Raw genomic sequence first — 25,094 nt, 5'->3', positions numbered from 1 at the left:
ACGGTCAGCTCCGATAGTCGCCGTTGATCGCAACATATTCTTTCGTCAGGTCACAGGTCCAGACGGTGGCAGTGCCCTGACCGAGACCTATATCCACCTTCACCGGAATGTCTTCGAGACGCATCACCGCGCTGGTTTCCGCCTCCGAATAATCCGGGTCGCGCTCGCCGTTGACAGCCACGCGCACGCCGCCGAACCAGATGGCGAGGCGGTCACGGTCGGCCATTTCGCCGGACTTGCCGACGGCCATGACGACGCGGCCCCAATTGGCGTCTTCGCCGGCAACCGCGGTCTTCACCAGCGGCGAATTGGCGATGGAAAGGGCAATCTTCTTGGCGGCGGCATCGTTTTCCGCACCCGTTACGGTGACTTCCACCATCTTGCGCGCGCCTTCACCATCGCGAACCACCTGCAAGGCAAGGTCCTTCAGAAGATCGTTCAGCGCGGCGCGGAAGCCGGCAAGGCGCTCGTCGTCGGCGCTCGTTACCTTCACCTGGCCGTCTTCAGCGGCAGCACCTGTCGCAAACAGCATCAACGTATCGGAGGTGGAAGTGTCGCTATCGACCGTCACGGAATTGAATGTCGGGCCAACACCGGCAGACAGCAGCGACTGCAGGGCGGCGGGCTCGATATCGGCATCCGTCACCACGAAAGAGAGCATCGTCGCCATATCCGGCGCAATCATGCCAGCACCCTTGGAAATGCCGTTGATCGTCACGATCACGCCGCCGATCTCGGCGGTGCGGGTCGAAACCTTGGGATAGGTGTCGGTCGTCATGATCGCCTTGGCGGCTTCCTGCCAGAAATCGGCTTCCGCCCTGACATTCATGTCGCCGAGAACGCCGGCAAATTTCGAAGCATCCAGCGGCTCACCGATCACGCCCGTCGATGCCAGGAAGACCTCGCCCTCGGAGCAACCAACGGCAGCGGCGGCGGATTTCGCCGTCAATTCGGTCGCGGCCTTGCCCTTGACGCCGGTAAAGGCATTGGCATTGCCGGAATTGACCACCACGGCGCGCGCCACGCCGCCGCCGAGATTGGCGCGGCAGAAATCGACCGGGGCGGAAGGGCATTTTGATTTGGTGAAGACGCCGGCGACGCTTGCCGGTTTGTCGAACACCATCAGCAGAACGTCGGTGCGGTTCTTGTACTTGATGCCGGCGGCGGCCGTCGCCATGCGAACGCCGCGCAGCGCAGGCATGTCGGGATAGGATTTCGGAGCGAGCGGAGAAACGGCAACGGACATGGGAAGCGCCTGAAATTCTGGAAAAGGGGTCTGGAATGCCTGAGATGAAACGGGGCGGCCCATAGCCGCCCCGTAACATTTGTTTTTACTGCTGCGGCTGAGCCTGCTGTTCCTTCGTGGCTTCGTCGTAGCCCTTCTTCAGCGTCTCATCCATGATTTCGATCTTCTGGTCGGCCTTTGCCTTCTCGATGAGGGCAACGTACTTGTCACGCATGACAAGCTGACGAACCTGCGGCTCGACCTGCTCGAAAGCCGGCGGCGGTGCGATGCGCTTGTCTTCCAGCTTGATGACGTGGAAGCCGAACTGGGTCTTCACCGGAGCCTTGGTGTAGGCGCCCTTTTCGAGGCCGAAAGCGGCTTCTTCGAATTCCGGCACCATGCGGCCCTTGCCGAACCAGCCGAGATCGCCGCCGTCATCCTTGTTGGAATCGGTCGACTTTTCCTTGGCGAGCGCGGCGAAATCCTTGCCCGAATCAAGCTGCTTGATGATGTCCTTGGCTTCGTCCTCGCTGGCGACGAGAATGTGCGCGGCCTTGATTTCCTCTTCCTGCGGCAGGGCTGCGACTTCCTTGTCGTAGCGAGCCTTTACTTCGTCAGCGGTAACGGCATCGACGACATGCTTGCGGAAATAGGCGTTGTGCAGCTCACGGTCCTGGATGAATTCCATGCGCTTCTTGAAATCTTCAGTCTTTTCCAGACCTTCGGCGCTGGCGTTCTTCACCAGAAGCTTGACGTCGATCGCGCCGGAAAGGGCTGCAACCTTCTTCTGCTCATCGGGAAGCTGCGCGAGCTGCGGGTCGAGGTTGCTCATGGCGAGGTCGAGTTCGGACTGGTGGATTTCCAGATCGCCGACCTTGGCGACAACCTTGTCTTCCTGTGCGAAAGCCGGAAGCTGGAGGCCGAGCGTGGCCACAATCACCGCAGCCGCAATTTTATTATAGCGCAACATTTTGAACCTTTCGGGGACAATGCCGGCTCCAGACATGGTTTCCGGCTCTGAAAAAACTTCCAAACACCGGATTGTGGCCATTCTGTAACGGGCAGAACCGTTGACATCATTTGCCCCCCCTCTTATCTGTCACGCAACCTCGCGTCCAGATACGTTGAAGGGCGAAGTCCGTCATTTATGCTGAAATCGGCGTGACGGAGAAAAGCGCCCGGCAAAACGGAATTTCAGAAAGGGCCAGTAAGATGGTCAGTCTCGGCGGAATAGCCCGCAAGTTGTTCGGTTCGGCAAATGACCGCCGCGTCCGCTCCTATAGAAGCAAGATCGCAGCCATCAATGCGCTGGAAGAAGCCACCAAGGCGCTCTCCGACGAAGCGCTGGCGGCCAAGACCGCTGAGTTCCGCCAGCAGCTTGCCGATGGCAAGACGCTGGACGACCTGCTGATCCCGGCTTTCGCCGTCGCCCGCGAAGCGTCGCGCCGCGTTCTGCATATGCGCCCCTTCGACGTGCAGCTGACCGGCGGCATGATTCTGCATGGAGGCGCTATCGCCGAAATGAAGACCGGTGAAGGTAAGACGCTGGTGGCGACCCTTGCGGTCTACCTCAACGCCCTTGCCGGCAAGGGCGTGCATGTCGTCACCGTCAACGACTATCTCGCCAAGCGTGACGCGGCCACGATGAGCAGGCTCTACGGCTTCCTCGGCCTGACGACCGGCGTGATCGTCCACGGGCTGGACGACGACCAGCGCCGCGAGGCCTATGCGTGCGACATCACCTACGCGACGAACAACGAACTCGGCTTCGATTATCTGCGCGACAACATGAAATATGACCGCGCCCAGATGGTTCAGCGCGGCCACAACTACGCGATCGTCGACGAAGTCGACTCCATCCTGGTCGACGAGGCGCGCACGCCGCTCATCATTTCCGGCCCGCTGGACGACCGTTCCGACCTTTACAACACCATCGACGCCTTCATTCCGCTGCTGACGCCGGAAGATTACGAAATCGATGAAAAGCAGCGCTCGGCCAACTTCTCCGAAGACGGCACCGAGAAGCTCGAGAACCTGCTGCGGCAGGCGGGACTGCTGAAGGGCGAATCGCTTTACGACGTCGAAAACGTCGCCATCGTTCACCACATCAACAATGCGCTGAAGGCCCACAAGCTCTTTACCCGCGACAAGGACTATATCGTCCGCAACGACGAAATCGTCATCATCGACGAGTTCACCGGCCGCATGATGCCGGGCCGCCGTTATTCCGAAGGTCAGCATCAGGCTCTCGAAGCCAAGGAAAAGGTGCAGATCCAGCCGGAAAACCAGACGCTTTCCTCCGTCACCTTCCAGAATTATTTCCGCATGTACGAAAAGCTGGCCGGCATGACCGGCACGGCCGCGACGGAAGCGGAAGAATTCGGCAACATTTACGGCCTCGACGTCATCGAAGTGCCGACCAACCTGCCGATCCAGCGTATCGACGAGGACGACGAGGTTTACCGCACTGGCGAGGAGAAGTTCCAGGCGATCATCACCGAGATCAAGGCGGCGCATGAACGCGGCCAGCCGGTTCTGGTGGGCACGACCTCCATCGAAAAATCCGAGCTTCTGGCCCATCTCCTGCGTCAGTCCGGCTTCTCCGATTTCCAGGTCCTGAACGCCCGTTACCACGAGCAGGAAGCCTATATCGTTTCGCAGGCCGGCGTTCCGGGTGCGGTCACCATCGCCACCAATATGGCCGGCCGCGGCACCGACATCCAGCTCGGCGGTAACGTCGACATGCGGCTTGAGCGCGAGCTCGAAGGCATCGAACCCGGTCCGGAACACGACGCCAAGGAACAGGCGATCCGCGCCGAGATCAAAGTTCTGAAGGAAAAGGCGCTCGCCGCCGGCGGTCTTTACGTCATCGCCACCGAACGCCACGAAAGCCGACGCATCGACAACCAGCTGCGCGGCCGTTCCGGCCGTCAGGGCGACCCGGGCCGTTCAAAATTCTACCTGTCGCTTCAGGATGACCTGATGCGCATCTTCGGTTCCGAGCGTATGGACAGCATGCTGCAGAAGCTCGGCCTGAAGGAAGGCGAGGCAATCGTCCACCCGTGGATCAACAAGGCGCTGGAACGCGCCCAGAAGAAGGTCGAAGCCCGCAACTTCGAGACCCGCAAGAACCTTCTGAAATATGACGACGTGCTGAACGACCAGCGCAAGGTGATCTTCGAACAGCGCCTCGAGCTGATGGAAGCCGACAATATCGGCGAAACCGCAGCCGATATGCGCCATGAAGTGATCGAAACGCTCGTCACCAAGCATATTCCGGAAAATGCCTATGCGGAACAGTGGGATATTGCAGGCCTGAAGGCCGGCATCGCCCAGTTCCTCAACCTCGACCTGCCGGTGGAGGAATGGGCCAAGGAAGAAGGCATCGCTGAGGACGATATTCTTGAGCGTGTTACCGAGGCCGCCGACAAATACGCCGCCGAGCGCGCGGAACGTTTCGGCCCCGAGATCATGACCTATGTGGAACGCTCGGTCATTCTTCAGACGATCGACCATCTGTGGCGCGAACATATCGTCAACCTCGACCATCTCCGTTCCGTCGTCGGTTTCCGCGGTTATGCCCAGCGCGACCCGCTGCAGGAATACAAGGCGGAAGCCTTCGAACTGTTCCAGGCGCTGCTCGCCAATCTGCGCGAGGCCGTGACCGCCCAGCTGATGCGCGTGGAACTGGTGCAGCAGGAACCGCAGCAGCCGGAACTGCCGGAAATGACGGCGCATCATCTCGACCCCAATACGGGCGAAGACGAAATGGCGCTGGGCCAACAGGCCGCGCCCGCCGCCTTCGTGCCGGCCGAGGATCGCGATCCGGAAAACCCCGCCACCTGGGGTCGCATCGGCCGCAACGAAATGTGCCCCTGCGGCTCCGGCAAGAAATACAAGCACTGCCACGGCGTTTACGAACAGGCCTGAGGCAGTTGCTGACAGACAAACGAAATCGCCCGCACCCTCGGTTGCGGGCGATTTTCGTTGCACCCCTCGATCGCTGTTGACGGATATCGGCAATTTCCAATATGGGAGCCGGATCGTCTTCCGGAAAAAGCTTTCATGGCCCCTCGCGACTTTGCCGCCTATGTTTTTCTCGCACTCGCGTGGGGAATGTCCTTCCTGCTGCTTTTGCATGTCGTCGAGGCCTTCGGCTGGATCGGCGCGGTCACGCTCCGTTCGCTGGTCACCGCCGTCACCCTGTTTCTGATCGCGATTGCGGCGCGCCGAAAGCTCGCATTTTCCGCGAGCTGGCGCGCCTTCGCCGTCGTCGGCGCAACAACGGTCGCGGGACAGTTGATCGGCCTCTCCTATGCGACGCCGCTGGTCGGCACCGCCATGGCGGCCATTCTGGTGGCCACCATCCCGCTTTTTTCCATGCTCATCTCACAGGTCTGGGGACTTGAACGCCTGACGAAACAGGGCTTTGCCGGACTCATCATCGGCTTTAGCGGCATCTTGCTGCTTGTCGGCTTCCCCGCCGTGCCCGTCACGACCGGCTTCGTCATCGGCTGTGCCGCCGCCCTCGCCGCCTGCATCTGCGCCGCCTATGGCAGCAACTATGCCAGCCGCTATCTCAAGGGCGTGGGTTCGTGGGAAATCACCATCGGCTCCTTTCTCACGGGCGGGCTGATGACATTGCCGCTTCTTCTGGCCGTGCCCCTGCCCGGAGCACCGCGCCTCATCGATTACGGTTATCTTCTCGTACAGGCGGTGGTCATGAGCGGCCTCACCTACATCACCTATTTCAAGCTTGTCTCCTCGATCGGCGCAACCAGGGCGATCAGCGTGGAATTCGCCGTGACCGTCGTTGCGGTCCTCGTCGGCGCGCTGGTGCTGGATGAGCCGCTTTCGCTTCCCCAGCTTTTCGGCGCCGGCATCATCATTCTGGGCTGTGCGCTGGTCCTCGATCTCATGCCAAGGAAAAAGGCTCCGCCCACACCCTCCGGGGCGTGAAGGGTTTATTAGCGTTTTCCACCAATAGTCGTGCTGGTCATTGCTGATCACACGGGATCGCGCCTGCGGCGCGAGGGAAAAATGCAACCGGGCAAATCAGACTACGAGCACTACTGGGACCCGCTAAGGGCGCTCCTCATGCTGCTCGGCATTCCCTATCACGCCTCCCTCCTCTACAGCTATGCCCTGCCATGGGACATCAAGGATTTCGACACCAGCCCGCTTCTGAGCGCGCTGGGTTCCGCACTCGTCACCTTCCGCATGCCGGCATTCTTTCTGGTGGCCGGCTATTTTTCCACGATGGTCATCGGCAAGAAGGGCAAGATGCGCTGGCTGAGACAGCGTTTCCTGCGCCTCGGCGTGCCCTTTATCATCGCGGTCCTTCTGCTCGGGCCATCACAGCTTTTCCTGCTGCAACTGGCCCGCGTCGCCAAAGGCGATATCCCGGCCGACCGGCTGCTTGAGAGCCTGCCCGGCCTGCTGCGCCCGAGCGAACAGTGGATCATGCATCTATGGTTCCTGCCGGCCCTTATCTTCTATTCGATCCTGCTTGCCGGCCTGCTGTTTCTCTTGGAACGTCCGCCAGTAGCCTATGTGAGAGATTGGTTCGGCAGCCTGCGGCAGTGGCATACCTCCCTGTTTTTCGCAATGCTCTGCCTCGTACCTGTTGTGTGGGAATTGATGATCTACGGATCCGGCCAGCTTGCAGCAAAGAGCGGAAGCGGCCTCTTTTTTCTCTATGAACGCGCTTCCGATCCCTATGCGCGTTACCTGCCATTCTTCCTCATTGGCGCGCTGCTGCACCGTGACCGCGCCCTCTTTCACCGCTTTCGCCAGACGGGCCTTCTCACCGGCGTCATCGCGGTGGGCGCCATCGCGACGGCGGTGACCCTGCGCCTGCAACATCCCTTTTCGAATTCGGCCCTGCTGGTGCTGGTGTCGACAATTGCGGCGGTGACGGCAAGCCGTCTGTTGATAGACCTCGCCTGCCGCTATTTCGACAGGCCGAGCCGGCTTGCCAGACGCATGACGGATGCGTCCTTCACCATCTACCTGTTCCACCATCCGCTGATCTACGCGTTCGGGACGCTCTTCATCCTCATTGCGCTGCCGCCCATCCTGGAATTCACCATCATCGTCGCGGCCACCACGACGGCGGCCTATATGCTGCATCAGGCGATACGCCTCAGCCCGCTCGCCCTTTTCCTGTTCAACGGCATTCGCAAGCCACGCGTGGCGGACGATATTGGCACACAAGCCGGCGCGTCCCAAACCCTTCGTTAAGGATGAAGCGCGTATGATCGGCCTGCCTATTCAACTGGAAATGATGGCGTGTGGATCATGGCTATCCTCAACACGGCGGAAAAAGCCTTACCCGCAGGCCTGCGCGCGAAGCTTTCGCCGCTGGTAGCGAAAGTCGCCGTTGTTCTTTCCGGCGGGGATGAGGTCTCCCGCGCGCAGCGCATGGCGCTGGTTGCGTTTGCGGTGCGTATCGTCAGCGCCGGTATAGCCTTCATTTCCCAGATCATTCTTGCCCGCCTGATGGGCGAATTCGAATATGGCCTGTTCGCCTTCGTCTGGGTTCTGGTGATCCTGTTCGGCAATCTTTCCTGTCTCGGTTTTCACACCACCGTCATCCGCTTTTTACCCGGCTATCGTCTGGAAGATGCCCATGACAAGATCATGGGGCTGACCTCGACGGCGCGGGTCTTCGCCATGCTTTCGGCCAGCGCGCTTGCGATTTTCGGTTTCGTTTTCCTGTATTTCTTCGGCGAGCGCATCGCCTCCTATTATCTCATTCCCGTGTCGCTCGCGCTTTTCACCCTGCCGATGGTGGCGCTGGGCGATGTGCTGAACGGCACCGCGCGCGCCAATGGCTGGGCGGTCTCCGCACTCAGCCCCACCTATATCGTTCGCCCGGTGCTGATCCTGCTGTTCATGCTGGTGGCAATCGGTCTCGGCGCGGAAAAGACCGCAACGACGGCCATGCTGACGGCCCTTCTTGCCACCTATGTCACCACGCTTTTCCATTTCGCCTTCATGAACCGCAGGCTTAACCGGCATTTCCGCAGCACGGTCCGCAGGGTGCATTTCCGCCACTGGATAAGGTTTGCCTTCCCGATGTTCCTGATCGACGGCATCGGTTTTCTGATGACCAATTCCGATGTGGTGATCGTCGGGCTTTATCTGCCGCCGGATCAGGTGGGCATCTATTTTGCCGCGGCAAAGACCATCGTGCTGATGCAATTCGTGTTTTTCTCGGTGCAGGCGGCCGCCGCCCCGCGCCTGGCCGCCCTCATGTCGGCCAATGACCGGCAGGGGCTCGCCGGTTTCGCCAGCCAGGCAGCGCGCTGGGCCTTCTGGCCATCGCTCGGCGTCGGCAGCGTGGTGCTTCTGGCCGGCCCGTTCCTGCTGTCGCTGTTCGGTCCCGGCTTCGTTGAGGGTTATGAGCTGATGTTCTTCCTTTTCGCCGGTTTCCTCGCCAAGGCGCTGATCGGCCCGGGGGAAACATTGCTGAACATGGCCGGCAAACAAAAATTGTGCGTCGTGCTTTATATTATTATCTTCGGTTGCAACATTGCACTCAACATGGCGCTCATTCCGGTCTATGGTCTGGCAGGGGCAGCAGCAGCGGTGGCGATAGCCATGTGCATAGAAGCTGTGCTATTGCATATTGCCATTCGCCGCACACTCGGGATCGTCCTTTTTGCCTTCAACGATCCCCGGGCGGGTCAAAACACTGGGAAGGCGGTGTAACGATAAGCATGTCCAGCGATCCAAAGAATCCGGATTTTCAGGACCCGCGCATCGCGGCACTGATGGCGTCTGCGGAGCGTGACCGCCCCGTGGCCGACAGCAGCCGACGCGTGGGCCGCGATGGCCGGGAATTCTGCATCTATCCGGGTCAGCTCGGTTATGACATGCAGGAAGAACTCGACTTTCTGTCCAACCGCGTCATGGAGGCGAATGTCTTCTTCACCGGAAGGCTTCTCGCGCCCGCCATGCCGCGCATCGAGGACAAGTCCGTGCGCTTCGCCCTCATTCGCGATGAGAATGGCGCCAGAAGCCGCATGCGCTTCCTGATGCCCTTTACCGTGGAAAAGCCGGGCTTTTCCATCGGTCCCTCCATCATTCGCGTCTGGGCCAATCCATTCGGGCCGCTCGGCACGCCGCTGGTCGACACCGAGGGCGCTGCCGAAACCCTCGACAATCTTTTCGATGCGCTTTCCGACAGCAACATGCGTCTGCCGAATGTTCTGGTTCTGCCGGACATTCGGCTGGAAGGGCCGTTTGCCCGAATGTTCAAAGCCATCGCGCTCAGCCGCAACCTGCCGGTGACGACGACGGGCAATTATTACCGGCCGATGCTGGAGAGCCTTCTCGATGGCAGGGCCTATCTGCGAAACGCCCTTGCGCCGCACCATTTGCGCGAAATGAACAGGCAGTGGCGGCAGCTCGAAAAACTTGGGGCCCTCTCCTATACCGTTACCCGGCAGCCAGCGGACGTGCGTTACCGCATGGAGGAGTTTCTGGCGCTGGAGGCGAGCGGCTGGAAAGGCCGCAAACGCACCGCGCTGGTCAACGACCGTTATCGCGCCGCCTTCGCCCGCGAGGCGATCACCAATCTGGCCGAAGCGGATGCAGTGCGTATCCACACCATCGATCTCAATGGCAGCGCCATCGCCTCCATGGTGGTGTTCATCACGGCGGGCGAGGCCTATACGTGGAAGACCGCTTTCGACGAGAGCTATGCGCAATTTTCTCCCGGCAAGCTGCTCGTGCAGAAACTGACCGACTGGCATCTGGACGATGCCAATATTCTGCGCAGCGACAGCTGCGCCGTGCCCGATCATCCGATCATGAGCCGCTTCTGGCAGGAACGTCAGGAAATGGGTACGCTGGTCGTCGGGCTTGCCCAGAACAGCGACCGGGACGTGCGGCAGGTTTCCACGCAGGTGGACATGTACCGCAACACCCGCAATCTCGCCCGCAGCCTGCGGCAGAAAATCCTGTCCTTTGGACGCAAGGGCAATTGATCCGAAGGGCGCCAGTGGCGCCCTTCGAAGTTTTCTGACACGGGCAAAGCCTGCTTCAGCGCGAGGCCGTCCGGATCATCTTGCACAGTTTCGTCAGCGCCGCATCGTATCCGCCGCCCAGAATATCGACACAACGGCGGGCGAGCTTGATCTGCTCGGTCCGCGACATATCGTTATAGGCTTGCAGGGCATTGCGCATCGCGCCCGGAGACACCGTGCCCGAGCCGCCGGGACTGGTGGTGCTGCCGCCGGGATTTCCGGGCGTGCCGGTCGAACCGGAGCCGCCGATACCGACGCCAACGCCGAGACCGACACCGCTCGAGCCCCCCACATTGGCCCCGACATTGGCATTGATGCCATCCGAGCCGCCAACGGAAGCGTTCACACCGGCATTGACGCCACTGGAACCGCCGACGGATGCATTGACATCCGCATTGACCCCACTGCTGCCGCCGACCGATGCGTTGACATCCGCACCCAGCCCGCCGCCGCTCCTGCCGCCGACATCCGCACTGGCGTTAACGCCACTGCTGCCGCCAACGGAGGCATCGACCCCAAGCCCGCCGCTGCCATTATCGCCAACACTGGCGTTAACCCCATTCTCGCCACCGATCCCGATATCCAGCGCATGGGCGTTGATCGGCAGGATCAGGCAGGCGGACAGTAATAAATTGCGAGAAAAAGCCCTCATAATTTCCTCCCTATGAGTTTGGCCATTCCCGCCCCGCGTGGAAACTCCACCCTGACATCATAATTCAATTAGTAATTGCGTATATTCTAATTTATTAGAGGTACCTAATATTACCCTAATGCCGCAACTGCAGGTGTCGCGATCCGGCACAGCCACCCTTCGCAATATTTTGATCGGCGGCCCGGCAAAGACGGAAAACCGCACGCGCAAACACGCGCAATTCAAAAAGGATAAGTCAGCTTTGGGGTTGCACGCATGGCCTTGAGCATGATAGACGCCGTGGCATTACCACCGTTGCCCCAATGGCGGAATTGGTAGACGCGCCGCACTCAAAATGCGGTTCCGAAAGGAGTGCTGGTTCGATCCCGGCTTGGGGTACCATTTCCTAAAAGCGCATTGATTTCTCTAAGCTTTGACCAGCATGCGTCAGTGAACTCTTCGACGGTCTCACGCCGCCGAAAAGCTCACGAAACTTTGCTTCCGCGCCTCCGAGTATTACCGGGCTTTCATTTGCCAGATGCGGCGGACTCGATTAGACGAATCCCGTTACACCCCGTGAAGACCGGCGACTTAATTTCGCCATCACGCCCGCCTTTTTGAAAGCCCGTCCGGGATATCTGCTTCTTCGCGAAGTTTGAGGAAAACAACATGGCCAATGCGACCACCGCCGACAATAGCCGCACGCTCGCCGCTCTCGGCGTCACGGCGGGAATGATCTTCACCGTCGGCTCCGCCCTCGGTTTCCAGCATATTGGCGGTTATACGCCCTGCGCGCTGTGCCTGCTGCAGCGCGATCCCTATTATTACGCGATTCCGCTGGGCATATTGGCCATTGCGACCAGCGTCTTCAAATTGCCGGTCCAGATCACCCGGCTGCTGCTTGCCCTTATCGGCGTGGCGATGCTGATCGGCGCCGGGCTCGGCGTTTATCACGCCGGTGTGGAATGGGGTTTCTGGGAAGGGCCGATCACCTGCGCAACCGGGGCGCCTTCCATCACCACCAATGCCGGCGATCTGCTGGGCAATCTGAACGCCATCAAGGCCCCCTCCTGCAACGACGCTGCCTTGCGGGTGCTCGGCCTTTCCTTTGCGGGCTGGAATGTCATTGCAAGCGTTGCACTTGCGGCAGTCGCCTTTTTTGGCGCGAGCCGTAAAAGCCGGTAAGCGGAAAACCGCGTTGCAGTCCTCGAAAGATCAGGGCTGCAGCTCGGTATCCCAGTAAAGATAGTCCATCCAGCTTTCGTGCAGATAATTGGGCGGGAACAGCCGCCCGTTATTGTGCAGATCCTGAACCGTCGGCTGGAAGGGCTTCTGCGCCGGGAACATGCCCGCCTGCTTGGGAAGCTTGCTGCCTTTTTTAAGGTTGCAGGGAGAGCACGCCGCAACGACATTGTGCCAGGTGGTTTCACCGCCATGCGCGCGGGGAATCACATGGTCGAAGGTCAATTCGTCCCGCGTGCCGCAATACTGGCATTCGAACTTGTCCCGAAGGAAAACGTTGAAGCGGGTGAAGGCGGGGTTGCGGGTGGGCTGCACATAGGTCTTGAGGCTGACGACGCTCGGCAGCCGCATGGAAAAGCTGGGGGACGACACCGCGTGATCATATTCTGCAATGATGTTCACACGGTCTAGAAAGACGGCCTTGATCGCGTCCTGCCAGGACCATAACGACAAGGGATAATAACTCAGTGGCCTGTAGTCTGCGTTCAGAACGAGCGCCGGCAGGGCCTGTGGTGAAACTGCAATCGTCAAGGGCTTCTCCTGAGCGATTCGGCATCTGCACTTGTATATTAGGTCCGTTGTTACAGGATTGTGAAGCCTATAAATGCAGCGGCGAAGAGCTTAATTTTTGAGCCGCAGAATGGCCTTTTTCGCATTCCTGACGATCGAACGGCACGGGACACCTCCTGGCGCTGTGACACCGCTGGCCGATGCGGCAGGAAGGCGATTCGGGCCTTCGCCAGGCACAAATCCTTCTCACACCGGATGCACTATCGGTGATATGATTACCCCCGACGGACGACTGGAAAATCAATGCGCGCCGGGCATGGCAAATGTGCGGCGGCGGCATTCATCATTTCCGTCAATGGAGGAACGGTCATGAGGTTGGGCAGGCAGCAAGCAGCAGCATTGCGGGGCGGTCTGGCGGCCGGCGTCCTGACCGCCATGATCTTCCTCTCCGTGGGCGCCCACGCCCAGCAATATCAGAATTTCGAAGTGACGCCGGATGGCCGCGGCGGAGCGCAGGGAACGATCGGCGGGCGCAATTTCGAAGTTTACCGAAATTACGACCGGCCGCCGGCAAGCCGCGCCTCCCCCGAGACCCGGCGTGAACTCAGGCGGGCTGTCCCGCAGCAGACCTGTATTGTCGACACCGAGGGCAGGACCCGCTGCAGGTGAGCGCGAACCCGGCTTTCCGGCTGTTTTCAGCGCGCTGTAACAAAATTAGATTTCGTTAAAATGCAATCTATCGACTTAAACGGCCCGCAAGAATGGGTCGCTATGGTGCCAGGCACAAGACAAGACAAAACAATTGTGCAGGGGCAAGGACATGGCGAAGAGAACAATCCGTCTGGCAAAGATTTTTGCCGTCGCTGCCGGCGTGGCGGCAAGTGTTGCGACAACGGCGTCCGCCGTCCAGCTCGGTGGCCTTGCCCAGAAGCCCGGCGCCTCGCGGCCCGGCCAGTTCATGACCACGAGCCGTCCGACCATCGCACCCATTGCCTTTGCGAAATTCTGTGAAAGCGCCGCCGACCAGTGTCTCCGGATTGGCGACCGCGATACAGTGGAACTGAGCAAGCAGAAGCGCACGGAACTCCAGCGCATCAACGCCGAGATCAACACCTCGATAATCTATGCCAGCGAACAGGACGGCGAAGACGACTGGAAACTGAACCCGGCAAGCGGCGACTGCGAAGATTTCGCGGTGACCAAGCGGCAACGCCTCCTGCGCGCCGGCTGGCCTTCAGGCGCCCTGCGCATCGCAACAGCCCGCACAACGGATGGCATAGGACATGCCGTTCTGGTGGTCAGCACCAGCCAGGGCGATCTGGTGCTGGATAACCGCACCAATGTCGTCAAGCCATGGAAAGCGGTGGATCTGAAATGGATCAAGATCCAGTCGCACGAGGACCCGCGTGTCTGGCTGAAACTCTAGAACACGGTTTCAGGCTGAGCCGCCCTTTCGGAGGGCAGGCATTTCGGTTGACGGTTTAAGGCGCCGTATCTTTCGACCATCAAAACGGGTATTCTTTCCCCACAGAATCGGCGCGTCAACGCAGCTTTGGCGGGCAATGCGACAGCCGCCTTCAACGCTCTTGACCTTGTGCGGGAGAGACAGTATCGGCAGCTATGCCCAAGGTGCTCAACTGGATTCGCGGTCGTAAACAACCAGCCTCCCGCGACGACCGGAGGCGGCGCAGAATTGACCTTGGCGACAAGCCGGCCTCCTTTCCGATCTATGCCATTGGCGACGTGCATGGCAGCCTCGACCTGCTGTTGCAGGCGGAGCGGAAAATCCTTGCCGATCTGGGGCACGACCCTTCTCCCGCGCTGGTCGTTCTCCTCGGTGACTATGTCGATCGCGGGCGCGATTCCCGTGGCGTTCTCGAACATTTATTGCAGCCGCCACCCGCGCCGCTGCGCCGCATTGCGCTTTGCGGCAACCATGAGCAGCTCTTCCATGACTTTCTCGAAAATCCGCAGCAGAATATGCACTGGCTGCACTTCGGTGGCCGCCAGACGCTTTTATCCTACGGCGTCGATATCGACTATTTCCTGCAAAAGGGCCGCCTGAGACTGCAGCCATTCAGGGACGCCCTGCTCGGCGCAATTCCGCAACCCCACCGCCAGCTTTTATCCAGCCTGCCGATCTACGCCCGGATAGGACCCTATATTTTCGTGCATGCCGGCTTAAGACCGGGATTGCCGCTGGAGGCGCAGACGGATGAGGACATGCTCTGGATCCGGGAACCTTTCCTGTCGCAGGGGGCCGGGCTGGACCTCGTCGTCATCCACGGCCACACGCCGGTAACCGAACCGGAAACCGGCCCGCAACGGATCGGCATCGACACGGGTGCATTCACCACGGGCAGGCTTACCGTTCTCAGGCTTTCGGATGCGGGCTTGCACCTGATCGGTTGAGATGAACAATCGGCTCATTTCCAGAAAGACGACCCTGATGCGCGCGCGCGACGGATTGCGGAGTTTTCACGCTCTCCTGAACTGCTGTTTCCAGCTTTCGATTGCCTCCACCGGCAACTTTATCGGCGGCACCCCGCTCCCGGAAATCCAGTTCGACATTCTGTCGAAATCCTTACGATCCATGGCCGGCAAACCAGTATCCTTGGAAATTTCCGTGGCCCGGTTGTCGACTTTGACGATTAGGGCACGGCGAAATTTCTGCATCGCACGAATGCCGCCATGCAGGCGCGTTCCCACGAAATCCACATCCTCATTATCAAGAAAGTGGTTATAGGCCGCGAGCGTCGGATCGATGAACTTCAGCCCGGAAATATTCATGGAAGCAAGATAAGCCGCATCTTCGCGCTGCTGCGGCCAGAAATAGACGTTGTCGTAACGATCCTTCAGAATTTCAATCATCTTCTTGTCCTCCTCCTGGCGGTTGAGGTAGAAGGTCAGCGTTGTGACAACGGAAGAGGCCTTGGAAGTAGGGATGGACCTGCAATGGTCCGGATCAAGGCCCCACATGGTCGGGCAAGAGGTGTTCAGAACCTTCTTGCCCAATGACCTAAGTTTTTCGGCGGTGTAATTATCACGCACCGCATGTGTGAATTCATCCGACAGAATTTTTTTCAGAATCCAGCGCGAATAAGCGTTCGGCTGTTTCATGTAATTCATCCAGCCGCAGCCGAGCAGAACAGCCTCCCGGAAGGCGAATGCATCCCACGGCAGCAACTTCCACAAAACGCGGGCTTCCATGTTCGATGCGAGAATATTGGTGCCGGCAACAAAGGCAGCTTCGCTCTTGCGCAGCAGCGATTTCGAGACGTTCGTCATATATTCATGCGTCGCCACATGATAGGGATAAGCTTGAGGAACAACCTCAAGCAGCACCTCCTTGACGGCATCGAGAATGATCTGATCGCCGAGATTGTCCGAGGCTACGGTTGTATCGAGAATGGTAATCGTCTTCATTGGAACCTCGTCCTGAAATTAAGTCGTTCTGCAATTTCATTTTCGTGAAAAAAGCGCCCTGGCCTCTTTGAGCACCCCCCGTATGTCCCCGGGCATGGTGATAAAAAGCAGAGCCGGATAGATCACCGCCCCTGCCGAGACCAGCAGGCATAGTGTTACCGGTTTGGAGAAACGTTCCCCCATCATCCAGTAAAGACCGCTAACCAGAACAGCCATGGTGAAGGCCGCGATGAGCGGTGGCATGCAGGTGCGAAGCGTGCCGCCTATCGAAATGCCGGCGCTGTTTCGGACACTGACCAAAGCGACCGGCCAAGTCAGATAAGCCCGCACGACATGAGCGAGAGTAACCGCCACCAAGCCGAAAGGCGCAGCGGCCAGACCAAGCCCACAGCCGATAACAACCTGCAAAAACGACAGGTACAGGGTTTTTCCGCCCTGCCGGATGGCGGTCAGCAGTGGCCAGACGAATGAATTGGCGACAAACGGCAAAGCTGTCAGACACAATAATTGCGTGACCGGTGCGGCGGCCGCCCAGTTTTCGCCGAAAGCAACGGGAACAAGAACAGGCGCCGTGGCCGCAAGACCGAGGAAACATGGGAAAGCAATGATGCCCGACAGCCGGATGAAGCCGAAATAGGCATGTTCGAGGGATTTGTTCTCGGCATTGATGCGTGCATAGCTCGTCAACGCCACCGATGTCAGTGGAATGACGGCCAGCTGACTGACGAGATCGATGCACCGCCATGACAACCGGATGTACCCCACGGCCGCGGTCGAGAGAAAGGTCGCGGCAATCAGCTCCTGCAGCCGGACATTGAGACCCACCAGGAAATTTGCCGCAAAGATGCGCGACCCGAAACTCCACTGATCCGCTACATAGGCTCTGATGAAACGCGGACGCGGGATCCATCCACAGGCAATCCAGTTCATACAAGTCGTCACAAGACTGGCAATCAGCCTCTGCACGACCATTGCCCATACGCCCCACCCATTCAGGGCCAGAGCGATTGCGATCACCCCGGCAAGAAAATTGGACAGGAGCGCACGCATGGCAAGCTTGCGAAACGCGAACTCACGCTGCAGGCGGGCTTCATGAATGGTGCCGGCACCCATAATGAAGAGTACGGTGGAGAGCGCCATCAAGACCGGGCTGAGTTCTGCAATTCCAAACAGGCCCGCGAGGAAAGGCGCCGCCAGCGAAAGCAAAGCGCACAGCACGGCTCCCCACAGGAGTGAAAACCAGAAGGCCGTGTCGGCATAGTCTTCGTCCAGCTCCGGTCGCTGCAGCACCGCCTCCGGCAATCCACCGCGGGCGATGACGAGGATGATATCCACGAAAACCGTTGCGATGGCGACAAGCCCAAACTCGTCCGGCGTCAGCAGGCGCGCCAGAATGAGGAAGACGACGAAAGACAGAAAGACGTTGCCATAACCGCCGACCGCACTCCACAGGGCGCTCGTGACCGAGCGCCTTTCAAGACGGGGAGCGTTTTCGTCCAACTTCAACATCTGCAAAACCCGGAAACACGGGAAGGCGCCCTGCCCGCGGCTGAAAGATCAGCGCGTGGCATCCGCAGGCCCGTCATGCGGCTGCAGCCTTGCTTTTCGCCAGCACGTCTTCATAGAGTTTCACATAATTTTCGCCGACCCGCCGTGAGGTGGATTCCTCGACGATGTTTCCGAAATCGGCCTCCGTCGGCAATTGCTCGCGCGAAAGCGTCAGCACCCGGCGGATACGGGCGGCAAGGTCGGTGGCGTTGCCTGGCTCAAACAGCCAGTCATGGTTGGTCTCGCCAATCAGCTCCGGAATGCCGCCGGAGGCTGCGCCGATGACCGGCACGCCCATGGCATACGCCTCGTAGATCGTGCGTGGCGAAGGCTCCGCCCAGAAGGAAGGAACGATGAGCACGTCTATCTCTTCGAGAAACTCCTTCGGTTTCGCCCAGCCGACGAATTCAATCGGCAGATCGCCGGCCTGAGCCGTGAAGCGTTCGATCGAATCGTCCATCGCATGGCCGGCGACCAGACAGCGCCAGTTGCCGTGACCGATTTCCTTGAAGGCATCGACCATGTTGCCGACGCCTTTTTCCGTATTGATACGACCGATATAACCGAAGGTCAGCGGCCGGCCAGTGCGGTCGATCTGCCGGCGGGCGACGGGATCGCCCTCGGGAACCGTGCAGGAATAAAAGATGACGCGGCGCAGGCTTTCCGGAATGTGGTGGAAAAGCCCGTGATTGACATGCGTCTTGAGGATTTCCGTGCCGACGCTTGCGACAGCCGCGATATAGCGCTGGGTGAATTTCTTGGTGAAATTCACCGCCTGGCAGCCGAGATGGATGTGCTCGCAGGGCTTGCCGCCCTTGAACATGGCGGCGTTGCCGCACAGGAGATCATATTCGCAGATCGTGTGAACGATTGGAATGCCGCGCTTATGCGCCGCCCGCCAAACCAGCGTCGTCACATCCAGAAGCGAGTGGGTGTTGAGAACGTCAGGTTTGAAATCGTCGAGAACGGCTTCGAACTGCTTTTCGACGTCGAAATTCCATTGCTGCTTGAGCTTCTGCATGCGCCGCTGCTGCGGCGAATATTGCGGCCAGTCCTCGAGCCAGAAATCGTTGTTGTGGAACATGCGGTAAACGGTCACGCCGTTGCGCATGGTTTTCGGTTCGGCCTGTCGCTCGATACAGGCGGCGCCGACCGTATGTCCCATGGAAACGAGTTCCTCGGCGAGGTGTTCGACCGAGCGTTCGCATCCACCAACGATATGCGGCGGATAAAGGCTGCTAAGATGGAGAATTCTCATGCGGATACGCTCTGTTTTCCTTCATCGAAAATCTATGGCGTCCATCCCGGGCTCGTTCGTCTCACCTCATTCCAGGAGACCAGTGAGACATCTGCAAAAATAAAAGAGCCGGAGCAGAACTAATGTTTGAAATATGAATTACCAAAATCTACTTTTCAAAAAGCACGGGAATCGGCGCTATTTCAAGTGATTTTTTTTGCGGCGCGGCAAAAGCCATGCGGTGTTGCGAAAAGAACCGGTGTCGTGTTACGGTTTAGCCACTTTAAAGTGCAGGCAATCGGAAGAAATCGGTTGCATTGCAGCTGATGATAATATTCGAGTTGATAATATCTGTTTTATTTCAGAGACATGAATTTCAGGGCGATTGTGGATGCCGAAAACTTCCAGGACATTCTGATCTCGAAGCCTTGGGAGGCATCACCGCCATTTAAACGGCGACGTCCGTGTGATGACGTCCGGCTTATATTTTCTCCGGACACACCAGGAGGCGCAGATGAATGGAAAAACGCCGATCGCCATGGGCAGCCTGACACGGCGCAACCTGCTTTCAGCCGCGCCGCTTGCATTAGTCGCCGCCTCCGGTTTGCAGGCCATTCCCGCACGGGCGCAGACGGTTGCTTCGGCCAGTACCGAAGCCTTTCTGGACAGTGTAGGGGTGTGCGGTCACTTCACCCGTCCCACGGGCGTCTATCCGGAACAGTTCGAGCGGATCGTGCCCGAACTCGAAGCACTGGGCGTCCGGCATCTGCGCGATGACGGGCTGATCACCGCGAGAGACAGTCGCGACAGCCCCGTCTTTCGGCGGCTGCGCCGGATCGTGGCGGCGGGCGTTCGCCTCACCATCATCTGTTACGATAATCTAAACCCTTACGTTTCCACGCCGCTCGACAGACTGGCGGATTTTTACGACTGGTGCGACGCGGGTATCGATATTTTCGAGGGCAGCAATGAGCCTAACCTGACGAAGGACCCGCAAAATGCTCCGCGTATTTCGGCGGAGCATCAGGCGGCGCTGCACGACGCCATCCGCTCGGTTCCGCGCCTGAGTGCGGTGCCCGTTGCGGCGCCAAGTTATGTCCTGTCGAACAGAGCGCTGGCGCTGGACCTGAAAAATGCCTGCGATTACGGCAATATCCACGCTTACGCCGGGATGGAGCATCCCGAAACGACCGGTCCGGGGGCACTCTCGAAATCCGTCGCCGCTTCGGCGCATATAGCGGCCGGCAGGCCGGTGCTCGCCACGGAAATGGGCTACCATACCTCGCTGCAAACCAAGACCTTTCATTTCCCCGTCACCGAAGGCATCAAGGCGCGCTATATGCCGCGCATGCTGCTCTGGTGCTTCATCAGCGGTATCCGCCGGTCCTACATCTATGAAATGGTTTCAAGCTTCGCCGCCGATGAGACAAACCCGGAATCCTCCTTCGGCCTCCTGCGCCACGATCTGAGCCGCACCCCAGCCTACGAGGCCGTTCGCGCCCTTCTTTCCCTCTGCAGGGCAGAACGGCAAACCGGACCGGAGAAACGACAGCTCGATTTCCTCACTGCCGATTCCCAAAGGTTGTCGCTGCATCTGGTGAGACCGGACGGTGCTTTGCTCGTGCCCGTCTGGCTTGGAATTTCCGGCTGGCAATGGCCGGCCCGCATCGAAAACCCGCCCGCCGAACGGATTGCAACATTTTCGGTGGCCGGCCAGCATAGTCACGTTATCGCACACCGTTTCCGCGATGACGGCTCCGTGAGCCAGCAGACAATTACGCAGGAAAGCGGGCAATACCGGCTTTCGGTCAGCGACCAGCTTACGGTTCTAGAAGTTTTCTGAATGGCGCCGACGAAATGCCGCATCGCAAAATTGTGTGTATCGCGTCGCGTTATTGCATGATAGCCTGCTTGAATACTGAACTTCCGCCCCGCAAAAGCGGGCGCTGCCGGGTCGCAGCGTCTTGATGCTCTTCAGGGGCGTCACCTTCCCGCCCGAGTGGAGCAACCTCGTTTATCTCGTCATCGTCGTCAGCACCGTCGCCATAGCCCACACCTTCCACGTCCTTGTTGAAAGGCCGGCCAACATCTGGCTGCGTGACCGGCTGATAACAGCGCCACGGAAAGTCGCCGTGTCATGAGCAAACCAGAGAAAGGCAAGGGCGGCCGTTAACAATAGCTGAGGGTTTCCGCCGCAGGTTTATTTTAGCGCTTGATCCTTTGCTTGGGCTGTGCGATTTAAAAAGAAATTTTAGATGTTGGGTAACCTTGCCCGGCATTGGATGTATTTAAAGTCGTATTTTAAAAGATTTGGAGAGTTGGATGCCCCGCATTCGTAACGGCTCGATGCTCGTTGGTGCGATGTTTATTGCCAGCATGGGTCTCTTTTCCGCTGTTGCCAACGCACAGAACGTGGAAACCGCACCGCCGGCCACACCGCAGCAGGCGCCCTCCGTTGAGAGCGCGGCAACAGGCGCACCCGTCAAGGCCGCCGATGAAACCACCGCTGCATTTCTGAGCCGCGTCAACACCACCAATCCGGACACGGTTTCCATTGCCGCAGCGGAACTGTTCAAGCAGTCTCCGACGCAGGGCATGATCAGGGATCTGGTCACCATCGCTTCCACCACGGATGCGGCAACAGCCGACGTAACCGGAAAAGTGACGAGCGGGTTTCCGATCATCGCCGTTTCCACCAGCGCGGCACAGTTCTCCGAACAGCTTTCCGGCCTCATCCTGAGGGACTCCGGCCAGTTGCCGACCATCGTCGCACTGGCCCAGAAGGTCGGCAACAAGGCCTTCTCCGAAGTCGTCGGCGAAGGCCTGGCGCTCGCCCACGCCACCGCGATGAGGAACGGCAACACGATACTCGCAGCCGCCATCCAGTTGCAGACAAAGGGCGCCAACGTACCCGCCGATCTGCTGATCGCCTTTAGCGAAAATATCGAAGGAACGGCTGCCGGTCCGGCCGCCCCTGCGGCGGCCGCAGCGGCGGCTTCGCCGATCGGCGGCGCCGGTTCCTCGCCGGCAAGCGCCAACAGCATCGGCGGTTCGGGAACGGCAGGTGCCGCAGGCGGCACCGCACAGGCGGGTGGCGGAAGCCCGCCGGCTGGCCGCGGCAGATCGCTTTCAACCGGCAGCACCAGCACGACGACGAGCACAAGTCCCGTTTGAGTTTGGCTTTGTCGCCTTTCCCTGAGGGAAGGCTGCTGCCAGTTCTGTGATGCAACCGTGACTTGGCGGGCGCTGCGCCCGCCTAAAAGAGCGAGGCTGACAGTTGTTGCAAAGGCACGATCCCCTGACGATGGCTGACTACGATAAAGGCGGGCTGACGTCCGAGTTTATCGATATCGACGCCGTTCTTGCGATGATTCGCCGGCAGTGGCGCATCGTGCTTGCCGCGGTGGCAGTCGCCGGAGCAATCGGCCTCGCCTTTGCCGCAACGGCCGTTCCGATCTATTCTGCGACGGCGACGCTGCTGATCGACCGCAATAACAGCCAGATTGTCGAACAGCTTTCGACAATCGGCGGAGTCATAGAGGATGAGGCTTCCATTCTCAGTCAGGTCGAGGTGCTGCAATCGGAAACCATCGGGCTTGCCGTTGTCGATAGTCTCAATCTCACGGAAAATCAGGAATTCAGGGCAACGCGTGCGTCGCTTCTGAGCTCGATATTCGGCACGATCCGCTCGCTCGTCAATGTTTCGCAATGGTTCTCGCCAGCGAAAAAAGAGGCGGTGGTTGATAATGGAACCCTGAAGAGATCGCTGTCGGACCAGCTGCTGGATGGCCTCAGCGTCAAGCGCATCGGCCGGACCTACGCGCTGGAACTCACCTATAATTCGACATCGCCGGTTCTCGCCGCGCAGATCGTCAATGCCGTGGCCTCGGCCTATCTGCTGGACAAGCTGAATTCCAAATATGAGGCGACGCGGCGGGCCAGCGACTGGTTGTCCGACCGTATTGCCGAGCTGCGCCAGCGGGCGCTCGAAACCGATCTGGCCGTGCAGAAGTTTCGCGCCGAACATAATCTGATCTCGACCGGCAATAACAGCCTGCTCTCCGATCAGCAGCTGGCGGAATCCAATAGCGCTCTGATTTTGGCGCAGTCGGAAACCGCCAGGGCAAGGGCGCGGGTGCAACGCATCGAACATATTCTCGCCACCGACGATGTCGATGCGGTCGTTACCGATATTCTCGACAGCTCGGTCGCCAACGACCTGCGCAAAAAATATCTCGAAGCTTCCAAGATCGAAGCGGAAATCACCGGCAGGCTCGGCAGCAACCACGTTCAGGCGGTACGTCTGCGCAATGAAATGCAGGAATACCGACGGCTGATGTTTCAGGAAATCAGCCGTATCGCGCAAAGTTACAAAAGCGATCTGGAAGTCTCTGAAGCGAGGGAAAAGTCGCTTGCCGAGAGTGTCGCCAAGGCGACCGACATCAGCAACTCCGCCAGCGAGACACAGGTTCAGCTGCGCGAATTGCAGCGCGAGGCCGAAACCTACAAGAACATGTACCAGACCTTCCTGCAGCGATATCAGGAAGCGATGCAGCAGCAATCCTTCCCCGTGACGGAAGCGCGCGTGATTTCCAAGGCTATGCCGCCCAGAATTCCGAGCAAGCCGAACAAGCCCCTCATTTTGGCCCTGTTCATGATCATGGGCGCTGCGGCCGGTGGCGGCATCGCCATGTTCCGTGAATTCCGCGACCGGTTTTTTCGCACCGGGGAACAGGTTCGAGACGTTCTCGGGCTGGAATTCCTCGGCAATACCCCGCTCATCCAGAACAACAAGGCGATAATAGAAGATCAGGAAGGCGGCCATCCGGCCCTGACGCGCCCCACCAGCGTTGCGCGCTACGCGGTCGACCATCCGCTCTCCTCCTTCGCCGAAACCCTGCGCAGCACCAGGCTCGCCATCGATCTCGGTATTCCCGCCAAAAGCGGAGCGCGGATTGTCGGTGTCGTCTCAGCCTTGCCGAGCGAAGGGAAATCCACGATCTCCATCAATCTGGCGCAGCTGCTTGCCGGGCAGGGTGCGCGGGTCCTGCTGCTGGATGCCGATATTCGCAATCCCGGCGCCACGCGCGCCATGGCGCGTCACGCGAGCGAAGGCCTACTCGAAGTATTGCTGGAAGGCCGTAGCGTGCAGGATGTGCTGCTTCGTGACGAAAAGACACGGCTCGCTTTCCTGCCCACGGTGGTCAAACAGCGTGTCCCTCATTCCTCCGAACTGCTGACCTCGGCGCAAATGCACAAGCTGCTGGCCGAAGTGAGCAATGCTTTCGATTATATCATCGTCGACCTGCCCCCGCTCGGGCCGGTGGTCGATGCACGCGCCATAGCGGGGCGGATCGACGGTTTCATCTTCGTCACGGAATGGGGCAAAACCGCCCGCAGGGCAGTGCGGAACACGGTGGAGAATGAGGTTCATATCCGCAAGAAGTGCCTCGGCGTCGTCCTCAACAAGGTGGACACCGAAAAGCTGAAGCTTTATCGCGCCTATGGGTCGAGCGAATATTATCATTCGCGCTATACACGATATTACCATGACCAGGCGTGACGGTGTGGTGCGCCTGCGGAAAATCCTCGCGGTCGTACCGGTCCTCGTCATTTCCATCTTTGTCCTGTCCGTGGCGGCGCAGGCCTTTTCGCAAAGCCGGCGGTTTTCCGATATTGTCGCATTGGCGCGGATCGCCGACGACAATAATGGCCTCGCGCCAGATCTCCTTGCGGAAACGGTCCCTGAACTCCAGCCCATCGTTAGCGAAAAAATCTGCCGTTCGGATATCGTCAAAGCCGGACTAAGGCTCGTTCTAGCCGATCTCGATGCAAATGGCGTCGATCCGGCATCCGATCCCGGCGCGACGCGTCTCGGTTTTGCCGAAACCTTTATTCGCCATTCGCTCTCTTGTTTTCCCGCAAATGGCGATGTCTGGCTGCGTCTTGCCATGGTTCGCTCGCTGCGCAACGCCTCGCCGATGGAAGTCGCCGTGCTGATGAATTTCTCCCAGCTCTATGGGCCTGCCGATGCCAATCTGATCCGTGGGCGTTTCGTGATGTGGCAGCAGTTTCCGAAGAACACCTTGCCCGAGGCCGAGTCGGCCCGCGAGGCGGATACGGCCGTCGTCTGTGGCAGGCAGGGGGAAATCCTGCGATGGACACTGGCGGAAATCTGCCCAAAGCCACCGCCGGCAGACACAAAACGTCCCGCGCCGCTGTCATGATCTAAAATAATGA

General features: G+C 59.3%; 21 protein-coding genes and 1 tRNA gene. 15 read left to right on the top strand and 7 right to left on the bottom strand.

The window, feature by feature from the left end:
- Positions 1 to 4: 4 nt before the first annotated feature.
- Together argJ and RAC79_RS08305 are read right to left on the bottom strand one after the other, a co-directional pair.
- Complete coding sequence (gene argJ, locus RAC79_RS08310; RefSeq protein WP_065657289.1) at positions 5 to 1,246, bottom strand: bifunctional glutamate N-acetyltransferase/amino-acid acetyltransferase ArgJ; 1,242 nt, start codon at positions 1,244 to 1,246, stop codon at positions 5 to 7.
- An 85-nt stretch (positions 1,247 to 1,331) separates the two neighbouring features.
- Positions 1,332 to 2,195 carry a peptidylprolyl isomerase gene (locus RAC79_RS08305; RefSeq protein WP_035237262.1) on the bottom strand — a complete coding sequence of 288 codons (864 nt, stop codon included), beginning with the start codon at positions 2,193 to 2,195 and terminating at the stop codon, positions 1,332 to 1,334.
- Between the two features lie 242 nt (positions 2,196 to 2,437).
- Here RAC79_RS08305 and secA point away from each other — a divergent pair, with 242 nt between their 5' ends.
- The 5 genes from secA (at position 2,438) to RAC79_RS08280 (ending at position 10,221) form a co-directional block, all read left to right on the top strand.
- On the top strand, positions 2,438 to 5,155 hold the full coding sequence (gene secA, locus RAC79_RS08300; RefSeq protein ID WP_174039974.1) for a preprotein translocase subunit SecA: 2,718 nt from the start codon (positions 2,438 to 2,440) through the stop codon (positions 5,153 to 5,155).
- 135 nt (positions 5,156 to 5,290) lie between these two features.
- Positions 5,291 to 6,184 (top strand): DMT family transporter, encoded by an 894-nt coding sequence (locus tag RAC79_RS08295; protein ID WP_174039975.1) that lies wholly within the window; start codon positions 5,291 to 5,293, stop codon positions 6,182 to 6,184.
- 81 nt (positions 6,185 to 6,265) lie between these two features.
- On the top strand, positions 6,266 to 7,468 hold the full coding sequence (mdoC, locus tag RAC79_RS08290) for a glucans biosynthesis protein MdoC (protein WP_080857402.1): 1,203 nt from the start codon (positions 6,266 to 6,268) through the stop codon (positions 7,466 to 7,468).
- Between the two features lie 57 nt (positions 7,469 to 7,525).
- The gene (gene uppV, locus RAC79_RS08285; protein WP_174039977.1) at positions 7,526 to 8,941 is read left to right on the top strand and encodes a Wzx-type polysaccharide biosynthesis protein UppV; all 1,416 of its coding nucleotides are present in this window, start codon (positions 7,526 to 7,528) and stop codon (positions 8,939 to 8,941) included.
- Positions 8,942 to 8,949: 8 nt separating this feature from the next.
- Complete coding sequence (locus RAC79_RS08280; RefSeq protein ID WP_065657099.1) at positions 8,950 to 10,221, top strand: GNAT family N-acetyltransferase; 1,272 nt, start codon at positions 8,950 to 8,952, stop codon at positions 10,219 to 10,221.
- A gap of 55 nt (positions 10,222 to 10,276) precedes the next feature.
- On the opposite strand, the gene uppQ is transcribed toward RAC79_RS08280, so the two are convergent.
- Positions 10,277 to 10,912 carry a polysaccharide biosynthesis GNAT family N-acetyltransferase UppQ gene (uppQ, locus tag RAC79_RS08275; protein WP_142844720.1) on the bottom strand — a complete coding sequence of 212 codons (636 nt, stop codon included), beginning with the start codon at positions 10,910 to 10,912 and terminating at the stop codon, positions 10,277 to 10,279.
- A 296-nt stretch (positions 10,913 to 11,208) separates the two neighbouring features.
- Between uppQ and RAC79_RS08270 the strand changes: the two genes are divergently transcribed.
- Positions 11,209 to 11,293 (top strand) — tRNA-Leu (locus tag RAC79_RS08270).
- A gap of 267 nt (positions 11,294 to 11,560) precedes the next feature.
- A complete protein-coding gene (locus RAC79_RS08265; protein ID WP_078053374.1) occupies positions 11,561 to 12,076 on the top strand; it encodes a disulfide bond formation protein B in 516 nt (171 codons plus the stop codon).
- A 30-nt stretch (positions 12,077 to 12,106) separates the two neighbouring features.
- Here RAC79_RS08265 and RAC79_RS08260 read toward each other — a convergent pair whose 3' ends face one another.
- The gene (locus tag RAC79_RS08260) at positions 12,107 to 12,664 is read right to left on the bottom strand and encodes an HNH endonuclease (RefSeq protein ID WP_003585610.1); all 558 of its coding nucleotides are present in this window, start codon (positions 12,662 to 12,664) and stop codon (positions 12,107 to 12,109) included.
- Positions 12,665 to 13,012: 348 nt separating this feature from the next.
- Here RAC79_RS08260 and RAC79_RS08255 point away from each other — a divergent pair, with 348 nt between their 5' ends.
- From RAC79_RS08255 to RAC79_RS08245, 3 genes are all read left to right on the top strand, one after another.
- Positions 13,013 to 13,312: a hypothetical protein gene (locus RAC79_RS08255; protein ID WP_162856828.1), complete on the top strand. Its 300-nt coding sequence runs from the start codon at positions 13,013 to 13,015 to the stop codon at positions 13,310 to 13,312.
- 151 nt (positions 13,313 to 13,463) lie between these two features.
- A complete protein-coding gene (locus tag RAC79_RS08250) occupies positions 13,464 to 14,069 on the top strand; it encodes a transglutaminase-like cysteine peptidase (RefSeq protein WP_003520892.1) in 606 nt (201 codons plus the stop codon).
- Positions 14,070 to 14,263: 194 nt separating this feature from the next.
- On the top strand, positions 14,264 to 15,055 hold the full coding sequence (locus RAC79_RS08245) for a metallophosphoesterase family protein (protein WP_174039978.1): 792 nt from the start codon (positions 14,264 to 14,266) through the stop codon (positions 15,053 to 15,055).
- Positions 15,056 to 15,121: 66 nt separating this feature from the next.
- Here RAC79_RS08245 and RAC79_RS08240 read toward each other — a convergent pair whose 3' ends face one another.
- The 3 genes from RAC79_RS08240 to RAC79_RS08230 all read right to left on the bottom strand — a co-directional run bounded on the left by RAC79_RS08240 (position 15,122) and on the right by RAC79_RS08230 (position 18,875).
- Positions 15,122 to 16,069 (bottom strand): polysaccharide pyruvyl transferase family protein, encoded by a 948-nt coding sequence (locus tag RAC79_RS08240; RefSeq protein ID WP_125144884.1) that lies wholly within the window; start codon positions 16,067 to 16,069, stop codon positions 15,122 to 15,124.
- A gap of 36 nt (positions 16,070 to 16,105) precedes the next feature.
- Positions 16,106 to 17,578, bottom strand: a complete 1,473-nt coding sequence (locus RAC79_RS08235) for a lipopolysaccharide biosynthesis protein (RefSeq protein WP_142844751.1) — start codon at positions 17,576 to 17,578, stop codon at positions 16,106 to 16,108.
- 73 nt (positions 17,579 to 17,651) lie between these two features.
- Positions 17,652 to 18,875, bottom strand: a complete 1,224-nt coding sequence (locus RAC79_RS08230) for a glycosyltransferase family 4 protein (RefSeq protein WP_125144886.1) — start codon at positions 18,873 to 18,875, stop codon at positions 17,652 to 17,654.
- Between the two features lie 493 nt (positions 18,876 to 19,368).
- On the opposite strand from RAC79_RS08230, the gene RAC79_RS08225 reads away from it, so the two are divergent.
- From RAC79_RS08225 to RAC79_RS08205, 5 genes are all read left to right on the top strand, one after another.
- Complete coding sequence (locus tag RAC79_RS08225) at positions 19,369 to 20,697, top strand: hypothetical protein (protein ID WP_142844752.1); 1,329 nt, start codon at positions 19,369 to 19,371, stop codon at positions 20,695 to 20,697.
- 124 nt (positions 20,698 to 20,821) lie between these two features.
- Positions 20,822 to 20,995 carry a hypothetical protein gene (locus RAC79_RS08220; protein WP_236781172.1) on the top strand — a complete coding sequence of 58 codons (174 nt, stop codon included), beginning with the start codon at positions 20,822 to 20,824 and terminating at the stop codon, positions 20,993 to 20,995.
- Between the two features lie 181 nt (positions 20,996 to 21,176).
- Positions 21,177 to 22,028 (top strand): hypothetical protein, encoded by an 852-nt coding sequence (locus RAC79_RS08215; RefSeq protein WP_142844753.1) that lies wholly within the window; start codon positions 21,177 to 21,179, stop codon positions 22,026 to 22,028.
- A 130-nt stretch (positions 22,029 to 22,158) separates the two neighbouring features.
- Complete coding sequence (locus RAC79_RS08210; protein WP_142844754.1) at positions 22,159 to 24,417, top strand: polysaccharide biosynthesis tyrosine autokinase; 2,259 nt, start codon at positions 22,159 to 22,161, stop codon at positions 24,415 to 24,417.
- A complete protein-coding gene (locus RAC79_RS08205; protein ID WP_161987822.1) occupies positions 24,404 to 25,081 on the top strand; it encodes a hypothetical protein in 678 nt (225 codons plus the stop codon). Before RAC79_RS08210 ends, RAC79_RS08205 begins: the two co-directional genes overlap by 14 nt.
- Positions 25,082 to 25,094: the final 13 nt, after the last annotated feature.

This window comes from Agrobacterium sp. LR_9, assembly GCF_041954855.1.
Taxonomy (GTDB): domain Bacteria; phylum Pseudomonadota; class Alphaproteobacteria; order Rhizobiales; family Rhizobiaceae; genus Agrobacterium; species Agrobacterium leguminum.
Note: the sequence above shows the minus strand (reverse complement) of the source record. Positions and strands in the feature narration are given on the sequence as shown.

What these genes read in the sequence shown, in the direction of transcription:
- argJ (WP_065657289.1), bottom strand. Translation starts at nt 1,246, where the DNA reads ATGTCCGTTGCCGTTTCTCCGCTCGCTCCGAAATCCTATCCCGACATG.
- RAC79_RS08305 (WP_035237262.1), bottom strand. Translation starts at nt 2,195, where the DNA reads ATGTTGCGCTATAATAAAATTGCGGCTGCGGTGATTGTGGCCACGCTC.
- secA (WP_174039974.1), top strand. Translation starts at nt 2,438, where the DNA reads ATGGTCAGTCTCGGCGGAATAGCCCGCAAGTTGTTCGGTTCGGCAAAT.
- RAC79_RS08295 (WP_174039975.1), top strand. Translation starts at nt 5,291, where the DNA reads ATGGCCCCTCGCGACTTTGCCGCCTATGTTTTTCTCGCACTCGCGTGG.
- mdoC (WP_080857402.1), top strand. Translation starts at nt 6,266, where the DNA reads ATGCAACCGGGCAAATCAGACTACGAGCACTACTGGGACCCGCTAAGG.
- uppV (WP_174039977.1), top strand. Translation starts at nt 7,526, where the DNA reads ATGGCTATCCTCAACACGGCGGAAAAAGCCTTACCCGCAGGCCTGCGC.
- RAC79_RS08280 (WP_065657099.1), top strand. Translation starts at nt 8,950, where the DNA reads ATGTCCAGCGATCCAAAGAATCCGGATTTTCAGGACCCGCGCATCGCG.
- uppQ (WP_142844720.1), bottom strand. Translation starts at nt 10,912, where the DNA reads ATGAGGGCTTTTTCTCGCAATTTATTACTGTCCGCCTGCCTGATCCTG.
- RAC79_RS08265 (WP_078053374.1), top strand. Translation starts at nt 11,561, where the DNA reads ATGGCCAATGCGACCACCGCCGACAATAGCCGCACGCTCGCCGCTCTC.
- RAC79_RS08255 (WP_162856828.1), top strand. Translation starts at nt 13,013, where the DNA reads ATGAGGTTGGGCAGGCAGCAAGCAGCAGCATTGCGGGGCGGTCTGGCG.
- RAC79_RS08250 (WP_003520892.1), top strand. Translation starts at nt 13,464, where the DNA reads ATGGCGAAGAGAACAATCCGTCTGGCAAAGATTTTTGCCGTCGCTGCC.
- RAC79_RS08245 (WP_174039978.1), top strand. Translation starts at nt 14,264, where the DNA reads ATGCCCAAGGTGCTCAACTGGATTCGCGGTCGTAAACAACCAGCCTCC.
- RAC79_RS08240 (WP_125144884.1), bottom strand. Translation starts at nt 16,069, where the DNA reads ATGAAGACGATTACCATTCTCGATACAACCGTAGCCTCGGACAATCTC.
- RAC79_RS08235 (WP_142844751.1), bottom strand. Translation starts at nt 17,578, where the DNA reads ATGTTGAAGTTGGACGAAAACGCTCCCCGTCTTGAAAGGCGCTCGGTC.
- RAC79_RS08230 (WP_125144886.1), bottom strand. Translation starts at nt 18,875, where the DNA reads ATGAGAATTCTCCATCTTAGCAGCCTTTATCCGCCGCATATCGTTGGT.
- RAC79_RS08225 (WP_142844752.1), top strand. Translation starts at nt 19,369, where the DNA reads ATGAATGGAAAAACGCCGATCGCCATGGGCAGCCTGACACGGCGCAAC.
- RAC79_RS08220 (WP_236781172.1), top strand. Translation starts at nt 20,822, where the DNA reads ATGCTCTTCAGGGGCGTCACCTTCCCGCCCGAGTGGAGCAACCTCGTT.
- RAC79_RS08215 (WP_142844753.1), top strand. Translation starts at nt 21,177, where the DNA reads ATGCCCCGCATTCGTAACGGCTCGATGCTCGTTGGTGCGATGTTTATT.
- RAC79_RS08210 (WP_142844754.1), top strand. Translation starts at nt 22,159, where the DNA reads ATGGCTGACTACGATAAAGGCGGGCTGACGTCCGAGTTTATCGATATC.
- RAC79_RS08205 (WP_161987822.1), top strand. Translation starts at nt 24,404, where the DNA reads ATGACCAGGCGTGACGGTGTGGTGCGCCTGCGGAAAATCCTCGCGGTC.